This is a genomic window from Paenibacillus sp. AGC31 (genome assembly GCF_057334655.1).
On record NZ_JBHFJH010000037.1, the window covers coordinates 1 to 18,446 of the forward strand.

Sequence of the window (18,446 nt, forward strand, 5' to 3'; positions counted from 1 at the left end):
GGATTAAACACCAGACTTAAATGACCGCCTGCGCGCGCTTTACGCCCAATAATTCCGGACAACGCTTGCCCCCTACGTATTACCGCGGCTGCTGGCACGTAGTTAGCCGGGGCTTTCTTCTCAGGTACCGTCACCTTGAGAGCAGTTACTCTCCCAAGCGTTCTTCCCTGGCAACAGAGCTTTACGATCCGAAAACCTTCATCACTCACGCGGCATTGCTCCGTCAGGCTTTCGCCCATTGCGGAAGATTCCCTACTGCTGCCTCCCGTAGGAGTCTGGGCCGTGTCTCAGTCCCAGTGTGGCCGATCACCCTCTCAGGTCGGCTACGCATCGTCGCCTTGGTGAGCCGTTACCTCACCAACTAGCTAATGCGCCGCAGGCCCATCCCCAAGTGACAGATTGCTCCGTCTTTCCAGTTCTCTTCAGGCGAAGAAAACAATTATTCGGTATTAGCTACCGTTTCCGGTAGTTGTCCCAAACTTGAGGGCAGGTTGCCTACGTGTTACTCACCCGTCCGCCGCTAACCATCAGAGAAGCAAGCTTCTCTTCAAGTCCGCTCGACTTGCATGTATTAGGCATGCCGCCAGCGTTCGTCCTGAGCCAGGATCAAACTCTCCAATAAAGTATTGAAAAGAGCGATAAGCTCATTTTGAATCTGACGAGATTAAAAATCTCATTTGTGCTCTAGTCGATCCAAGCCAAGGCTTGTCTCAAACTTTCGCGTTCATTCTGCAAGCAGAATGTTTACTCACTCGTTGTTCAGTTTTCAAAGATCAAACTTGTTTTCGTTACCGAGCGTTGTTCTCCTCAGCAACTTTTATATCATAACACTTCCGAACCAAATTAGCAAGCTCTTTTTTTAAGTTTCTTTCGAAGCTTATTTGTTTTGCCTGCGGCACTTTGTTTCTCGTGTTTTTTTGGCCGGAAATAGAATATATCATATACACAACACAATTACTACTTGTAAAATATCCCATCCGGAAACTGATTTTATATATGATTCAATCTCTTCATAATCTCTTTTTCCAATGGTAATATCCTCTTACTATATCCTATATACACTCACCGGTCTAATCTATCTCAATAATAGGTTGTGAATAGACTCATTCAACATCATTACATTCGTTCTATAAGATAAGAAGCATAATACTTCTACTAAATAACGCTGCTATCTATTATGTCGGTATCAAATCTAACCATTGAACTCCATAGCCTGTGGGCTTATATAGATTGTGATTTTCACTTTTTATACTATTAGTCTCTGAACCTGCCCATCACTATCGTGTCGTGATACTGTCCATCGGTGTGTCGACGATCCTTTTTCAAAATGCCTTCGATCTCGAAGCCACTCTTTTGGTATAGGTCGATTGCCTTTTCATTGGATGCCAGCACGTTCAACGTCATCTTCTCTACACCAGTCTGGTCTGCCCATTCTATCGACTTCTCCAACAAGTTCTTGCCAATCCCATGTCCCCAGAACTCTCGGGCTACACACACGCCGAACTCAACTTTATGGCAAAAGCGCTTCAGCTCTGTACCTTCACATCGGGAGTATCCCACAATCTCGCCCGCCACTACAGCAACAAGGAACAGATTCCGTGACTTCTCAGTGTCCAAATGGATGATCCGCCTAAACCCGGCTGCGTCGATATACGCCTCACCCTCTTCACGATCCATGTTCTCGGTTTCCCCATCGATTTGTACACGTAGTAAAGACAAGGCCTCAGCATCCTTTTCCTCTGCTGATCTAATGGAGTAAGATAAGCCTTTAATGTTATATTCCTGCCGATCGATCATCATAAGAACCATATCTCCTCTTCCGCTCTGTATAATTACTGTACCTGTATCGCCCTACCCCACCTCAGACGGACTCTTGCCCGTAAGCATTTTGAACACCTGGCTGAAATACGTCGCATTCCGGAACCCCGTCATCTCGCTCACCTCATATACCATGTAATGTCCCGACTGCAACAGTTCCAACGCTCTCTGAATCCGGTACCCGTTCAAATAACTGACGAAATTCTCACCGGTCACCCTTTTGAAAAGTTGACTCAGATACTTCGGATGTACAAACAGCCCCCTGGCTATCGCTTCAAAACTAATCTCTTCGGCGAAATGAAGCTCTACATACTGTTTCACCTGCTCGATAAGTTTATTGCTTTTCTTCTCGCCCATCTCCTTGCGTATCTGTTCCAACCAGTCGCAGATAATACGATCCATCCAGTTTACCAGATCATGCAAAGCATATTTCGATTGAATTTCACGCAGAAAGGCACTCATCGCCAGCGGCGGCGTTAACATAGGATGAAGTCGGTTCCAGCTATGCATCAATGTGTCAAACAGACTGACGGCCACAACCTGTACATCCTGTATCCCAACACATTTCCCCTCTTTCAGCAAAAGGCAAATATGATGCCATACCTCTTCCGCCAGGTCAGGTCGAATATCCGCCCAAGCCTCATTCCATTGACGAAGCAATAATGAATAATCGGTCACACTTGGTTCTGTTTCCTTTGATGCTTCATAATGGTAGATACGACTCCCACCTTGAAACTCTGCTGTTTCCACCGCTTCCCTGCTCTCGAGATAGGAATCTATCACCTCACATGGGTGACTTTTGGATCTTCCGATTCCAGCACTCACTTCAATTTTCAGATACGTAAAGATCTGATCGATCATCCGCTCCACGAGTGGCAGGCATTCCTCCAGATGATCTTTATCTCCTAATAGAAGCAACACAAATACCTGATCCGAATAATCAACAATCTCTACCTGACCATTCATGCGCGCCGCTTGCTCCTTCACCGTCTCCTGAATAATATCTGCCGCCCCATAGCGGAGAAGCTGCCAATCCCGTTCTTTCATTCGTGTCAAAAATACGGGGCGATTCAGTTGCAGACTAATGGCGCGTGTCTGTGAGGAAATATGAATGCCTATATAGTCCATGCGTTCTTTGGGCAGCTCGTCTGCCCGATATCGCGTAGTCAGCAGTTCGTAAAGAAATTGTTTGCGCAAATACGGAAGTACCCGTCCAACCTCCTGCTTGTACGTCTGCTCCAGTCGCTCATGCCGCTCTCTCACATCTTGTTCCAGTAGCACCTCCCGCAGCACAGATTCAATCTCCTCAACCTCTGCCGGCTTCAGCAAAAAGTGATTCACACCCCAACGCATGGCTGCCCGGGCGTTCTCGAATTCGTCATATCCACTAAGAATGATGATCGGCAAGTGGGGATGATCACGGCGCAACGTCTGTGTGATCTCAAGCCCGGTCATCCCCGGCAGGTAGACGTCAGTCATAACGACATCTGGATGCATGCGGTGAAACAGCTCCAGCGCATCCAAGCCATTGGAAGCAGTGCCTGCAATGCTGAGGCCTAGAGAAGGCCAATCGATATGATCTGTTAATGCCTTTACAATATGAGGATCGTCATCAACAAGCATAATGGTCTTCATCATTTTTCACCGTCCAGCCATAGATTTAATTGCTCGTCGGTCTCAATACGCGGCAGCGTAATGGTCACTTCCACGCCACCTGACGCTCTATCGCTCAGTTGAACACCATATCTCTTCCCACAATAAAGCTGAATGCGCTGATGTACATTCCGTACGCCGATGCCACACGTCTCTTCGAGTTTCCACCCCTCCGGCAAACCCCGCCCATTATCCGTGATACGAATGACGATATCCTCATGCGGGCCAACCTCTTCGTGCATATACACCTGAATTCGAAGTGTGCCTTCTTCAGGGTGCCCGTGCATAACGGCATTTTCGATGAAGGGCTGCAAAATGATTTTGGGAATGTAACAACCGCGAATATGCGGATCGATCTGCTCCTGATATTGAATGGAGAACGGTAGCCGCTCTGACTGGATGTTAACGTAGCAACGGGCATGTTCCAACTCATCACGAACCCGTATAAACAATCTCCCTCCACTCAGTCCGATCCGTAACAGCTTACTGAGTTGTACAATCATACGACTGATATCCTTGGCTTCGTAATCGAGTGCGCGCCAGTGGATCATGTCGAGGGTGTTGTATAGAAAATGGGGTTTGATCTGGGCCTCAAGCAAGCCCGTCTGGGCTTCACGCTTGGCCCGGCTCTCATCCTTCACCTGTTCCATCAGCGTCGTGAGCTGTGAAGCCATATGATTAAAGCCATAAGCCAAGTGGGCATATTCCTCCGTAAATGAGAGTTGGACCCGGGTATCGAAGTCCCCTTTCTCCAGTTGTCTCATTCGCTTGATCAATTGTCGTAAAGGCCGGATGATCTGCCTTACAAACAGGTACGCCAGCACAGCCGAGCATAATAGTCCAAGTACGGCGATGCCAAGGATCTGCCAGCCCGCTTGTCTGAGCGGAGATAACAGTGTATATACCGGAATAGTCTGTACAAGGCGCCACTGAAGCATGGCTGGCCTGGAGTACAGCACCAATTGAGCACCTCCGGGTTGGCCGGAAACCACTTCGTATCCGTCTGCACCAGGTTGGACATGTTCCTGAATCCATGCACTATCTATAATAGAAGAAGATGAATTTACAGCTCCACCCGGTTCCTGTACTGTACTCGCTTCATTTCTTCTATCCGCTCGTTCCTTCTCCCCTGCTGGATCAACTCTCCCCATCTGCATTACGACATTACCAGCGGTATCTACCAACAGGACTTTTCCATCAAGCACCATGGGTACATCGGCAAACCTGCGTACGATGTCCGCTCTGCTCAGTCGAATGAGCACATAGGCAACCGTCCCTCCACGACTGTCGAAAATCCGTTGGGCGTATCCGACCAGGGATTGGCCTGATTCGTTCTCACGCAGCGGAACCCAAGCGGCATCAGCCTTTTCAAGCGTAGCAAACCAAGAGTCGTGTGCGATGGTGTCCACCGGAAATATGCGATCAGCCATAGTCACTGTCACTTCATTAAAGACATCCGTATACAGTTCAATGGAAGTGATGCCTTCACTCACGACCATGGTATGATCCAGAATTCGAGAGACCTCTCTCCGCTGGTGAATCTGTGCAAGCCTGCCCGTATCAGCCGTTTCGAGCAGACTGGACAGTTCCCGATTGCTTGCCAAGGCATAAGCGGTTCCAGTTACCCCTGTGATAAAATCAAATCCCCGACGTGTGCTTTCGTTCAGAAGAGCCAGACGTGCTTTGCTAATCTCGGCAAATGTGACCGTGGAGAAAGACTGATATGCCAGCCAGACCACAACCGAGACGAGCAGGAGGTTAAACGCAATAAAGCAAGTCACCATCAACGTGGAGAGCTTGCTTTGTTGCAGCTTTTGATTAATGAATGAAGACCATCTTCCTTTCCCCATGGAAAAATCAACTCGTTTCGTCTTGGAATTACCCTTTGAGCCCAGAGGTCGCGATTCCTTCCACGAAGTACTTTTGACACACGATAAATACGATAAAACATGGCACCAGTGACAACACCGACATGGCAAACATCGGACCCCAATCGGATTGAGAGCTGGAATCAAGGAACAAACGCAGACCCAGCGGCACGGTGTATTTGCTCACGTCACTCAGGTAGATCAACTGACTGAAGAAGTCGTCCCATGTCCACAAGAACGTAAAGATCATCGTGGTAACCAGCGCTGGGAAAGCAAGTGGAATGATGATTTTGGTGTATATTTTCACAGGACCGCATCCATCGATGGTGGCCGCCTCATCCAACTCTTTGGGCAATCCCCGGAAGAACTGTACCATGAGGAAAATGAAGAAGGCGTCAGTCGCCAACCATTTTGGCACGACAAGCGGCAGATACGTATTCACCCACTCCAGGTGGTTGAAAAGGATATACTGCGGGATCAGCGTCACATGATGGGGCAGCATGATTGTCATAAGCATCAGGCCGAAACAGATAGCTTTGAAACGAAAATTCAGCCGAGCGAACGCATACGCCGCCATAGAGCAGGAAATCACATTACCCAGCACAGCTCCAAGCGACAGGATGACAGAGTTGGTCAGGAAGCGGGAGAATGGATTGCCCTGAATACCCGACCAGCCATTCATGTAATTTTGCCAATTCCATTCCTGTGGCCAGAACCAGGTCTCTGTAAAGATCATATGTCCCGGTTTGAATGAGCTGCCCAGCATCCAGAGGATCGGGTAGAGCATGATAAAGGCGATGCCTGAGATCAACACATGTTTGCCGACGACCCATGCTGTAGAGTTCCGTTGTCCAATCATGATTTCCCACCATCCTCATAGTGCACCCACAGCTTGCTGCTGCGGAATACGAGCAATGTAAATACGCCAATCAGGATGACCAGCACCCAGGCCATCGCGGAAGCGTAGCCCATCTGAAAGAATGAGAATCCTTTTTTGTACAGATACAGAGAGTACATTAAGGTTGAATTCACTGGCCCTCCGCTACCGTTACTGATAACAAAAGCCTGTGTGAACGATTGAAACGATGTAATCAGCTGCATCACGAGATTGAAGAAGATGACAGGTGACAGAATCGGCAACGTTATATAGAAGAATCTCCGAAGAGGACCTGCACCATCTACCGCTGAGGCTTCATCATACTCGGGTGGAATCTGCTTCAGGCCAGCCAGAAAAATAATCATCGACGATCCAAACTGCCATACGGATAACAGGACGATGGAGTACAGGGCATACTTCGGATTCGCAACCCAATCGGGAGCTTTAATACCTACCATGGCAAGGACACTATTGAGCAGCCCATCCCCACCCAGCATTTTACGCCACAACATCGCAATCGCCACGCTACCCCCAAGCAATGTCGGGATGTAATACACCGTCCGGTAAATACCGAGTCCTCGAATCCCTTTGTTGAGCAACATGGCTACCAGCAGCGCAAAGATCAACTTGACCGGTACGGATACAGCGACATACGTGAAGGTGACTTTGAGCGACTGGGTAAACAGTTTATCCGATGTAAACATCGTGGTGTAGTTATCCAGACCGACCCAGGAAGGGGCGGCCAGGATACTGTAATCAGTGAACGAGAAGTATAACGATACCAGCATGGGACCAAGGGTTAGAAATAACAATCCGACAAGCCATGGGGCGAGGAACAGAAGCGCTGCTCCATTGTGGGCATATCTCCGTTTCACCCGCCGGGTAGTTACACGCTCGATTCGGGCTTGACTGACCTGTGATGTCGTCATCTTCGCAACCTCCCCGCAGAATTAGAAGTCTGAGACAGTTTCAATTATTATTGACTCGATCCAAGCGTAGCCTTGGCTCCTTCAATAAACTGGGCAATGACATCTGGAGTACTGCCTTGACCGAAGGCGATCTGCTCGCTTGCGCTCTTGAAACTCGTGTCCACTTCAGCAAATCCTTGCGGGTATGGCGGGTCAATCTCGCTGGAGTTCTTCGATACCGTATCGATAAATTGGAAAATGACTTGCTCTGCTTCCGGCAGCGTAGGTTGCATCTGTTCACGAATACTGGAATTGACCGGTACCCCACGTTCAGAACCAAGAATAGCGGTTGCTTCTGGATCATTGACCATGAAATCAATGAACATGGCAACTTCCTTTGGATGTTTGGTTTTGCCATAACCGGAGAGGAACTGGCCTGGCTTCAGATATTCACCGATTTGCTTTTCACCTACACCATGCGGAAGAACCTGTATGCCAAGCTTATGATCCTGGTTTTTGTTCACCTGCTGGAATGTCAGCAATTGATTAGACCATGCAAAATCCATCGCAGCTGTACCCAGCGAGATCGGGCGTGTCTCCAGCGCATTGGTTGTGGATGCCGTTATCTCCGCTGTGGTCACTCCACCATTCTCGCGTAGTGCGCTCCACATATCGAACCATTGCTGAAGCTCCTCGCTGGTAGCTGTCATTGTGCCACCATCGAACAATCCTTTTCCGGATTGCCGGATAAACACTTCAAACATGTTCGTTGTACCGGAAATGTCTGCAGATCCATAGAACCCCTCACCTTTGGCTGCGGCGATCTTAGTCGCAATATCCCCAAAATCCTTCCATGTCCAGCTCTCTTGTGGTTCTTCGATTCCTAATTCCTGAAATACGGTGGCATCATAGATGACACCCGGTGCGTTAACTCCGAGGGTAATCGCATATAATTTATCGTCAATTGATCCGGCTGTAATCATGCTCTGATCATGGTCCTCTGTCCGCAGCTCTTTGCTCTCTGCAAACGGGGTCAGGTCAAGCAAGGCCCCACGCCGGGCAAAGTCAGTCAGAAAGGCGTAATCCATCTGGATGATATCAGGTGCATTCGAACCAGCTACCTGTGTAGTCAACTTGTCAAAGTAACCGTCCCAACCGGAATATTCAGGTTTAATGGTGATTCCCGGATGTTTCTCTTCAAACAATTGGATGACTTTGGTCGTCAGATCATGTCTAGTCTGTGATCCCCACCAGGTCATGCGCAGTTCAATCTTGCCTGATGAATCTCCTTCACTTCCACTTGCTTCTCCAGAAGAAGATGGTGTATCGGTGGCCTCTCCAGAACAGGCTGTAGCGAACAATAACAGGGACAGGCAGAACAGGGTTACCCACTTTTTTGTAATCATCATAAATGAATTTCCTCCCCTTCTTGCATTTATGGAATCGCTTACAAAATCTATTGTATCGATCCATTGCTGCACATGACATAAACAAAAGTAAGCTTTCCTGTCAAAAAAGTAAGGAGTTACAGGAATCAAAAACCACCAGGAATGATATTCCCGGCGGTTCCGTTCCCGTATCGGTATGATTATGGGTATACATGCATGATACGTGAGAAAAAGATAGCGGGTTGATATGGAACGAAAGTATGAACATCAAATCACGGCATTTCTTTCTACGGGCCATTGAATGGTCGGAAAAGCTCGATGTTCAGCTATAAAAATGTGTTTCCTGCGAGTCTGTCAGGAATGTGAGACGGCAGGTGAAGACACCCTGTGCTCAGCCAGATGTTTCTTCATTTTTGCCACTTCAGTTCCTGCCAGCATCATAATGCCTATTCCGTGATTGTCATTGGTGACGGTACGCAAGTCCTGATCATAATACTCTGCCGTAAACGCATATCTCGAACCGCTGCACACACCATGCACATTCCCTTGACGATCGATTGCTTTGCAGATGAGTCCCTTCCAAGCCCGCTCGGCAGCTGCGACATAAACTTCAGGGTCTTTGAACCAGCCAAAACGCACACCTCTCGCAAAACCATAGGCAAACATCGCCGTGCAGGAGGCTTCTTCATACGTCTGCGGAACATTCAACACCTGATGCCACAACCCGCTTTCCCCTTGAAGCGCTGCGTACCCTTCACACAGCTCATTGAAGAAATCTATTAAGGCTGGACGCTCGGGATGCTCTGCCGGCAAAGCTTCCAATACCTCCGTCAAGGAAAACAGTGTCCAGCCATTTCCCCGTCCCCATGGAATCTGCGTTGCCTGTTCGTATTTGAAATCATACACATGGGACATGATCTTGAACTCAGGCATAAACAGATACTTCCGATACAGTGAAAATTGTCTGGCGGCTTCATCCAATGCGGCCGAGTTGCCTGTCACCCGTGCATAACGAACGAGAAACGGCGTACTCATGTAGAGATCATCTGCCCACATGGTATTCTCGGCATACTCCCCTACACATGTGCGATAAAATGCCCCATCCTCCTGTCGTTCCAAACGGAAAAGCATGAAATCGGCGATCCGTTCAGCAATCGGAAGAAACGTTGGTTCATGACACTCGGAATACGCTTCCAGCATGGCTGAACCAAAAGAACCGCAGTTATCCAGCATTTTCAGCATGACCAATTGTTGATTGACTGCCGGGAAACCATACTGCTCCCGATCCCATAATGAGTACTCATACATCTGGGTACATGCCTGCACATGCTCAGCCGCATAACGTGTAATGTCCGGTCTTTGCAAATAACGCCCCGTCCGTAATAGACCATATACAGTGACACCCAATGGATAATCCCAGCGACCATAATTAGTCACACTGCCCACTGTCCATTTGTTGCTTAACATCGCGTTCTCATAATAAGGTCTGATCCAAGCATCCGGTCGATCTAAGCGCCAATACGTCTGTTCTAGACCCGTTTGATACACTCGGTCCGTTCGAGTCAGATCCGCCAAGTCCGGTTCAACCTCCGATTCAAAAGGTCCAACATATAACCAAGACTCTCCATTAGCACCGTGCACACGCTGAGGAAGTTCCAGTGAGAGCGGCTTGCCCGACACGGTTGCGTTCAAATTAAAATGCCAAGGTCCCGCCGCCGTATCATTGCATTCACTTCGGACAATCAGGTCACTCCGCCCAAAAGAGGCTGGTACATCCACCTCGAACGAACCCGCTTCCTTCACTTGCGCCACAGGCTTGCCACTAATCCATATACTCAGAGAACCGGAAGATTGACCTGACAATCGCACCGCATTCCCGGTTGAATCGTTATTGTTCAGATGGGTCCAAGCATAAGCATGTTTTCCAGGAAGATTTCCGAATATTCGTTCGAAAGCTGGCTTGGTTTTATCTTCATCAGACCAGCCTGTCTCAGGCAGCCAGTTCAAGCTGTAGTCCGATTCTTTTCCAAGCAGGTCCGGTTGTTTACTCGTGGCTGGGTTCGGTTGGGAGAACACCCACCCCGCTTGCCCCTGTCTCTCCTGAAATGGAGCAAATACATTCAAAATGCGCACTTTTCCTTCATCTGACCCAAACTGGCAGCCAAATCCGGCAGGGGTGTTTTTCATCTCCAGCCAAATGGTGTTCCAACCAGGCTTGATATCGATGCTGAGCTTCACCGTTGCGTCTGGACTAATCTCATCCATTACGGTAGAGCGATAGACCAACTGCTCATTGAAATAGAAACGAACAGGCCCATAACAGCGGACCAACACGTCCAGATTCCGGTCCTCGTCCCCCCAAACCAGTGCAGCTGCGTAGGATATATGGTCTTTAGGCGTACCAGGAAAGCGTTTACCTAAATTCAGATCATAAAGCCCTTTTTCATTTTGCAAAATACCAGACTTCTGGAATACCCGATATACAAAATCAGCCTGCGCATTGGCTCCAATATACCTCTCGGCTAGTACCTTCAACACCTGATCCTGATCTTCTCCAAATCGGTAATACATGCTCTGCGGTTCACTGAAATAGGTCGTCATCGATGGCACACATCCTTCTTCTGTTGAAATAAATTCTTATATCATAGCATTCATACCGTCCACACTAGAGCACTAAACTAATATGCAGTAATAAAGTATAGCGCTTAACCTAGGTGGGTAATCCCCTTACCGGGAAATAGGTATGTCCCTTGGTTATCTTCTGAATAGCCGAATAATAATCCCAGTATAACTGACATGTTCTGTGGTGGCTACAGATTTTTGATTACGCTTACAATTATATTGGATTTAGTCGCCTTTTCTCTCTAGGTTAACTTAAATTTAAACAATGGTTTAAAAACAAGAAAACGTTACCGATATAAATACTAGATTGAAAAATTCCACTTTTTGTATCGGGAAGGAAAGATGCACATTGAATACTCTTGAATCTCTGGTAAATGCTATGCCTTTTGTTAGCCAAATGTTCCGTGACGACATATCCATATCCATTAATGATCATGAGAAAGTATTGTATTTTTCCGAGGCAAAAAGTCTGGAGATTGGCGTGAAGGTTGGGGATGAGCTGCATGATGATTATAAACATTTCAAAATGCTGACTAACAGAGATTCCCGTACCGTGGCACGTATGCCTGGTGATCTGCAGGGTAGACCTTTTGATTCCATTCTAATCCCTATTAAAGAGAACGATCAGGTTGTGGGTATATTGGGTGTAAACTACGCGTTGGATAGTCATATGACACTGGAAAATCTGATTCGTGAAAATGAAACAACCATTAATGCTCTCGTTGGTGGCATTCAGCAGATTGCTGCACATTCCGAAGAACTCTCCGCAACCTCGGAAGAGATTCTGCGTAACTCCAAAAAAGCTTCAGAGAACTCGGTCAGTGTAGGTAAAGTAACAAACGTCATTCGTGAAGTATCGGAACAAACCAACCTGCTTGGACTCAACGCCATGATAGAGGCAGCTCGTGTGGGCGATCAGGGAGCCGGCTTCGGTGTAGTTGCCAGTGAAGTACGCAAGCTGTCCGATCATACGAAACAAGCAGCGGCTGATATCGAAACATCCCTCGGTAGTGTACAAGATTCCATGAAGCATATGGAACAAGAGATCGGTCAGATTACAACCGCAACAGTGGATCAGGCCAAGCTTGTTACCGAGTTCATGGAAAGTATCGAACAACTTAGCGAGACAAGCGCGAATCTGAAAAAGTTTGTACATCAGATGCTGTCGCTCGAGTAACAGTCCAGTTCCGCAGCAGAAAGAAAGAATGAATGATATGATATGAAATGTACATAGACACAGAAAATGATTTAGAATGTGAAAAGCCTCCGGCAACTTCCCTTAACAGGAAGTCAGCGGAGGCTTTGTTTCGTATTTGCGGTGATATCACCTTTATAGTTTATGGTCACACGGCTGTTATATCTCTACAGCGACACCAAAATGGTCGGACACGACCGGCCCGTTTTTACCGTTCAAGACCACGGTAGAAGATTTAGCCTGAATCGGACGATTGGAGAAAATATAGTCGATCCGAAGATCGCGTTTGTTATCTGCCCAGCCGGCAATGGCCTTCACCACAGTTGCTCCTTCATCCTTTTGCAATGCTGTGGTGTACAGGTCATTCCAGCCTTTGCTCATCATATAATCATAACCTTCATCACGCACTTCCGCGACATTATTGAAATCACCCATTATATATAACGGCTGATCCATGTAGGGGGCAAGCTTGCTCTCCGTTAACTCCCACTGTCCCTTGAAAGGTTCCTGCGCATCATCCCACCAGTTATAATGTCCGTTCACAAACCAGGTTGCTTCACCTTGGACGACCGTCTGGATTCCCACAATCTTGCGTGTACGATAGTTGTTATAATCCCGCATGTGGGACACGTATTCCCCAAAAGCCTGCTTAATCGGCGTCCGGCTAAGGATCGCCAGTCCTTCATCGTACTTTTGGAACCCAACATGAGCGGGAATCCACGTCCAGTAATATTGCTCTGTCAGCTGCTGAAGCAGGACGTAGGCATAGTTGTCTTTTTTAATCACAGCGTCGGATTCAGTAACATAATACATCTTCAGTTCTTCTTCAGAAAGCGCCGCTTCCTGCATGGATTGGTTGACCTCCTGCATGGAGATTACATCGAATTGATGTGTATTAATAAAATCAGCCAGTTGACTGATCTTGTTCAGTTGATTCTCTTCCGCCCAAGCGTGTGTGTTTAACGTAAGTATTTTCATATGCTCTCTCCTGTTGTGTGTAATATGGCCGTTTCCCCGGCCTGCATCGTTCCTGAAAGGAATACATACCATAAGCATACACAATATGGTGTAATCATGCATTCCGTCCGCCAGCAGAACCGACGTGTTCATCCTGATTCCAGTTGGTCTAAAATAACTTCAAATTCTTCATAACCCATGCACGGATTGGCTCATAACTGATATGATGGATACAACAAATTTACAACATCACGTCATAGACGTGGTGATTACTGAACCTATGTTTACCCCAGGAGATGGAATGATGAACATACCGAATAACATGAGGATGGATGATGCGCAGTGGCGACAGTTGATCAGGCAGGTTGCGGAGCATTTTAATAACCTGACGATCATGCGCGGATTCCAATATTATAAACAGAAACGTGTCGGACCATTAACCTATTCCGAACAACAAGGGATCTCGGCCGTTGTACAAGGATCGGAAGAGTACGAGGTCACACTAAGCATGCAGTCCCTGACTACAAGTCATTGTACCTGCCCGGTGAGTTCCGTATGCAAACATATGACGGCTGTATTAATGAGTTATGCCGAGCAACTGGAGCGACCTGTGCATGCGATTGTGAATGCGCACTCCAGTACTGCGCTCAAACAAACGACCAAACCCGTCGGTGCCATGTCCGCAGGACTATCCAGCTATACAGATGCCGATGAACAGCAGGATACGGACATTCCGGACAACCAATACAGCCAGATCAAGGAACGTGCAACAGAGCTTGCTGATCTCGAAATCTCGGAATGGCACGAGCTATTCCACTCCTGTCTGAGACGGCTGGGTACTGGCACAGCAAGCACGTCCTACGTACAGGAAGCAACGGACGAGCTATATGCCATTAAGCCAAGACTGAACGCTGCAATGGACCAACTTTTTGAACTACATGTACAGCTGCACCTCATCCGATTCTGCGTGCCACCGGCCCGTAACTCCATCACGCATACTCCCGTGTACTTGAGTTACCCTGCCCAGCTCGCGGTGGATGCACTTCTGAAAGACATTGAGCGGATCTTTAACCATCCACTAGACCTCTCGGGTCTAAAGGGAAACAAGCTTGAACAACTTTGGAGCAGACTGGCCGAAACCTCAGCTTATTTACGCAAACAGATGATGCCTGAGACAGCCAGCATGATGTTCTTCACCCCGATCTATCGACAACTTTGGTTGAACTGGATTGTACCTGAGCTTCAAGGGTCGCGGGACATGTTAGTGTCGGAACAGGCCATCTTAGATGATATAGAGCGCAATATAACCGCCGCTTCGCCACCTTCCCAGTCAGGTGGGAGTGTCTTGGGTAGCGCTCAGAGTAATGAAAGTGGTATTGATAGACCAAGCAAAGCAGTAACACTGCCTTTACCACTCTTACTCGCGCAGAGCTGGATGTACTTCCATGTAGGGCAAGATGATCAGGCATGGCAGCGACTCATCCATGGAAGCTCAACCTACGGTTTCCCGCCAGAACAACTGTTGCATTTTCTCCATGTACTCGCAGACTCGGCTGAATGGAAGCGGCTTGGGGATTGGTTGGTACAACTTGGTCCCTTGCTGTCGAATCGGCGTAATACGCCTTTGAATGATTACATGCATCTGTGGGACACGGCTATTCAACATCTGCCTGATACAGAGAACCGAATGTGGGACACGCTTGTCAGTATGCTTCCCCACTCCCGCCCCGCCTACGAGGATGCTATGCATTCGCGTGGACAGTGGCGCAGGTGGATTGATTTTCAGCTGAGTACAGGGACGGAGCCTCTCGAATTTCGCGTAGCGATGCTGCAACCGATCGAAAAAGATGCACCCGAACTGCTGCTTCCCTTCTATCATCAGGCAGTGGAGCGTTATATAGGACACAAAAACAGGGACGGATACAAAGCGGCGGTGAAGCTGCTGAAACGTCTGTCCAAAATCTATAAAAAAATGAAGCAAGAAGCGCACTGGGAGCAATTCATCACCACACTCGCCGTTCGTAACAGTCGGCTGCGCGCCCTGCAGGAAGAGCTTCGGAAAGGTAAACTGATCTCATGAGCTTAATTCATCCTTACACTGAAACGATTGAGGTTCACGTCGCTTTAACCGGATATGGCGATGCTTTGTTTTACGGAGCACTCAACACACACCACTTTGTACCGGGACAGTCGCTTAAGCAGCGATTGTTCGCTTGGCATGCGCCTTCCTTCTACGGGACCGAACTGGAAGTTCGGCAGATTGAGGAGATTGAGCTGGTTGTTCTGCCTGCGGAAGAAGTGATTTCCTTCTTTGCCGAGATGCATACGCTGCTTCATATTGAATGGAAGTGGGACGAGCAAGCGGAACATCTGATTCGACTAGCTCCAGCACTGGCATCCTCCATAGAGAAACGAAAATACGTACCTAGCTTCGAGGCATACCGTGCAGGACAGCTTCAGTGGACCTGGGACCCGGATAGCTTGAAAAAGCAGGAGCGGGCATCGCTTACCAAGGCGATTCAACAAACGGACGAGAGTTATGCCGAAGGACTCGGGGCGGCTTACTCCGCCTTCGTATTCCAACGCTGGTACAGTTCAGAGGAAGCGGCAACCGATCTGCGGCGTGAATTCCCGCAGTTGTTCCCAGAGCGTGGCACTCTACCCAAGACAGCCGGGATGGATGCTCAGTCCTGGCTCGTATCCATTGGCTGGAAAGCAGATGCCGCACCATTCAGACCCATGCTGCAATTGCAGGAGCCGGACGAGGATGAGCCATCTTGGCGGCTGCGACTGGTGTTGCAGAACAAGCTGGATGCCGCTGTATTGGTGCCCGTCATGCTGGATTCACGGGGCAGACTTGAAGGCGAATGGCCAGAGGTATGGACACCGTTCATTCTGGATCGCTCCGCCGGATGGCTGGATCAGTTGCGTGCACATCTGCCGCGTCTTGGAAGCTCCATTAGTGGTAGGCGGGATGTGCTGAGTGATCCTTTGGGAGATCAGGAAGCCTGGCAGTTCCTGACGCAGGATAGCGGCAGGTTGCTCGCAGCGGGCTGGCAAGTTCTGCTGCCTGGTTGGTGGGAAGCAGCCCGTAAGAAGAAACCAAAGCTACGTGCTAAGGTGCAGCCGGAGGAAGGCAGTGAACGGGGACAGTCGTTCTTTGGACTGGACTCGATTATTCATTTTGACTGGCGAATTGCGATTGGTGACACCGATCTCAGCGAAGATGAGTTCGCCGACCTTGTTGCCCGTAATGAACGATTGGTTCGCTTCCGTGGAGAATGGGTTCCTCTCGACCCCGACCTGCTGGAACAGATACGTCGTGCCATGGGCGGTGTAGATCGGGAACAAGGACTCTCATTCCAGGATATTCTGCACCTGCATCTGCTGCACAATGAGCAACGGGAATATCGCAACCAGAAATGGAAGGAAGGACAACAAACTGAGGAAGAGCAGCAACCACAGGATGATCAGAACATTCGGCTGGAAGTAGAACTGAATGAGCACCTGAACCGGGTTATTGCACAACTCGGGGGTGGACAAGGCGGCGCACCTTCCCTGCCCATTCCGACAGGACTTCATGCCGAGCTGCGATCGTATCAGAAGGAAGGTTTTGCATGGCTTGGTTTCCTGCGCAGATTCGGCCTTGGGGCATGTCTTGCCGATGATATGGGTCTCGGAAAAACCATTCAATTCATCACGTATCTGTTACACATCAAGGATCATGAACCACGTAAGCCGGGACAAGCCCCGGTACTTCTAATCTGCCCAACTTCCGTACTGGGCAACTGGCAAAAGGAAATTAGCCGCTTCGCTCCCTCCATTCATGTCAGTCTGCATTATGGCGCACGCCGATTAAGTGGAGAAGAATTCCGGGAGCAGACCGAGCAGGTGGATATTATTATCACGTCCTTTGCTACGGCTACACTGGATCAGGAGATGTTACAAAACTATACGTGGTCATGCATCTGTCTCGATGAAGCACAGAATATCAAGAATGCTCAGACCAAACAGTCGCTGGCTGTCCGCAGTTTCCCGGCGAAACACCGCATTGCCATGACAGGTACGCCGATCGAGAATCGGTTATCCGAGCTGTGGTCGATCTATGACTTTATCAATCCAGGATATCTGGGCAACGCCCGGGCATTCCAGACTCGCTTCATCAGTGCCATTGAAAAAGATAAAGATGAGCAGCGCATGCAGGATCTGCAGCAATTGGTGAAACCATTCATGTTGCGCCGCAAGAAAAAAGATCCCAATATCCAGCTAGATCTGCCGGACAAAAACGAGATGAAAACCTATATTCACCTCACGGGCGAACAAAGTGCATTGTATGACCAATCCGTGCAGGCCCTGATGGATAAAATGAAAGAGCTGGAAGGTATCAAGCGCAAAGGCGCAATCCTATCGGCGTTAACCCAGCTCAAGCAGCTGTGTGATCACCCACTTCTGCTGACAAAGGAAGCTTTGCCGGAGGAGCTACCCGAAGACGGTGCACTGACATCTGCTTATGATGTGTACAGCCCGCAGGATATGGCGATGCTGATCAGCCGCTCCGCAAAGCTGGAACGACTGATGGAGCTTGTCCGGGAATTAAGGGACGAGGGCGAACGGTGCCTGATTTTTACCCAATATATCGGTATGGGACAGATGCTGCAACAAGTACTACGTCAGGAGTTGCAGGAGCCTGTATTGTACCTGCACGGGGGTACGTCCAAAACGGCGCGAGATCGCATGATTGAGGAATTCCAGTCCCGTACATTGCCTGAGGATAAGCAACCATCCGTCTTCATTCTGTCCATCAAGGCTGGCGGTGTGGGATTGAATCTGACCGCAGCCAATCATGTGTTCCATTTTGACCGCTGGTGGAACCCGGCTGTTGAGAATCAAGCTACCGACCGGGCTTACCGAATGGGCCAAACCAAAGATGTTCAGGTGCATAAATTCATCTCTCTTGGCACATTGGAGGAGCGTATCGACGAGATGTTGGAGAGCAAGCAGCAGCTCAGCGATAATATCATCACAAGCTCCGAAAACTGGATTACCGAATTGTCGACGGATGAGTTGCAGGATCTGTTCACTCGGCGTCGTGACTGGTCGGGCTAACTTGGATTAGATGAGATATATCATAGAAAAAGAGAAATACAAAAAGAGCGAAGT

The 18,446-nt window shown here is 48.6% G+C and carries 11 protein-coding genes and 1 rRNA gene; 3 read left to right on the forward strand and 9 right to left on the reverse strand.

Annotation, left to right across the window (positions count from 1 at the left end):
• From ACE04G_RS23225 to ACE04G_RS23260, 8 genes are all read right to left on the reverse strand, one after another.
• Window positions 1–622 (reverse strand): 16S ribosomal RNA (locus ACE04G_RS23225); the annotation flags it as partial.
• Window positions 623–1,254: 632 nt separating this feature from the next.
• Window positions 1,255–1,800, reverse strand: a complete 546-nt coding sequence (locus ACE04G_RS23230; protein WP_449003727.1) for a GNAT family N-acetyltransferase — start codon at window positions 1,798–1,800, stop codon at window positions 1,255–1,257.
• Window positions 1,801–1,851: 51 nt separating this feature from the next.
• Complete coding sequence (locus tag ACE04G_RS23235) at window positions 1,852–3,456, reverse strand: response regulator (RefSeq protein ID WP_449003728.1); 1,605 nt, start codon at window positions 3,454–3,456, stop codon at window positions 1,852–1,854.
• Window positions 3,453–5,321 carry a cache domain-containing sensor histidine kinase gene (locus tag ACE04G_RS23240; RefSeq protein ID WP_221822246.1) on the reverse strand — a complete coding sequence of 623 codons (1,869 nt, stop codon included), beginning with the start codon at window positions 5,319–5,321 and terminating at the stop codon, window positions 3,453–3,455. The genes ACE04G_RS23235 and ACE04G_RS23240 overlap by 4 nt, the downstream gene beginning before the upstream one ends.
• 28 nt (window positions 5,322–5,349) lie before the next feature.
• Complete coding sequence (locus ACE04G_RS23245) at window positions 5,350–6,198, reverse strand: carbohydrate ABC transporter permease (RefSeq protein ID WP_192136130.1); 849 nt, start codon at window positions 6,196–6,198, stop codon at window positions 5,350–5,352.
• Window positions 6,195–7,145, reverse strand: a complete 951-nt coding sequence (locus ACE04G_RS23250; RefSeq protein ID WP_260632850.1) for a carbohydrate ABC transporter permease — start codon at window positions 7,143–7,145, stop codon at window positions 6,195–6,197. Before ACE04G_RS23250 ends, ACE04G_RS23245 begins: the two co-directional genes overlap by 4 nt.
• Window positions 7,146–7,192: 47 nt before the next feature.
• Entirely contained in the window at window positions 7,193–8,533 is a 1,341-nt protein-coding gene (locus ACE04G_RS23255; protein WP_221822248.1) for an ABC transporter substrate-binding protein, read from the reverse strand.
• Between the two features lie 333 nt (window positions 8,534–8,866).
• On the reverse strand, window positions 8,867–11,113 hold the full coding sequence (locus ACE04G_RS23260) for a glycoside hydrolase family 88/105 protein (protein WP_221822250.1): 2,247 nt from the start codon (window positions 11,111–11,113) through the stop codon (window positions 8,867–8,869).
• A 370-nt stretch (window positions 11,114–11,483) separates the two neighbouring features.
• On the opposite strand from ACE04G_RS23260, the gene ACE04G_RS23265 reads away from it, so the two are divergent.
• Window positions 11,484–12,311 (forward strand): methyl-accepting chemotaxis protein, encoded by an 828-nt coding sequence (locus tag ACE04G_RS23265; protein ID WP_449003729.1) that lies wholly within the window; start codon window positions 11,484–11,486, stop codon window positions 12,309–12,311.
• Between the two features lie 177 nt (window positions 12,312–12,488).
• Here ACE04G_RS23265 and ACE04G_RS23270 read toward each other — a convergent pair whose 3' ends face one another.
• Entirely contained in the window at window positions 12,489–13,307 is an 819-nt protein-coding gene (locus ACE04G_RS23270; protein ID WP_449003730.1) for an endonuclease/exonuclease/phosphatase family protein, read from the reverse strand.
• A 280-nt stretch (window positions 13,308–13,587) separates the two neighbouring features.
• On the opposite strand from ACE04G_RS23270, the gene ACE04G_RS23275 reads away from it, so the two are divergent.
• Together ACE04G_RS23275 and ACE04G_RS23280 are read left to right on the forward strand one after the other, a co-directional pair.
• Entirely contained in the window at window positions 13,588–15,366 is a 1,779-nt protein-coding gene (locus ACE04G_RS23275; RefSeq protein ID WP_486094897.1) for an SWIM zinc finger family protein, read from the forward strand.
• A gap of 5 nt (window positions 15,367–15,371) precedes the next feature.
• On the forward strand, window positions 15,372–18,392 hold the full coding sequence (locus ACE04G_RS23280) for a DEAD/DEAH box helicase (RefSeq protein WP_449003758.1): 3,021 nt from the start codon (window positions 15,372–15,374) through the stop codon (window positions 18,390–18,392).
• Window positions 18,393–18,446 lie beyond the last annotated feature (54 nt).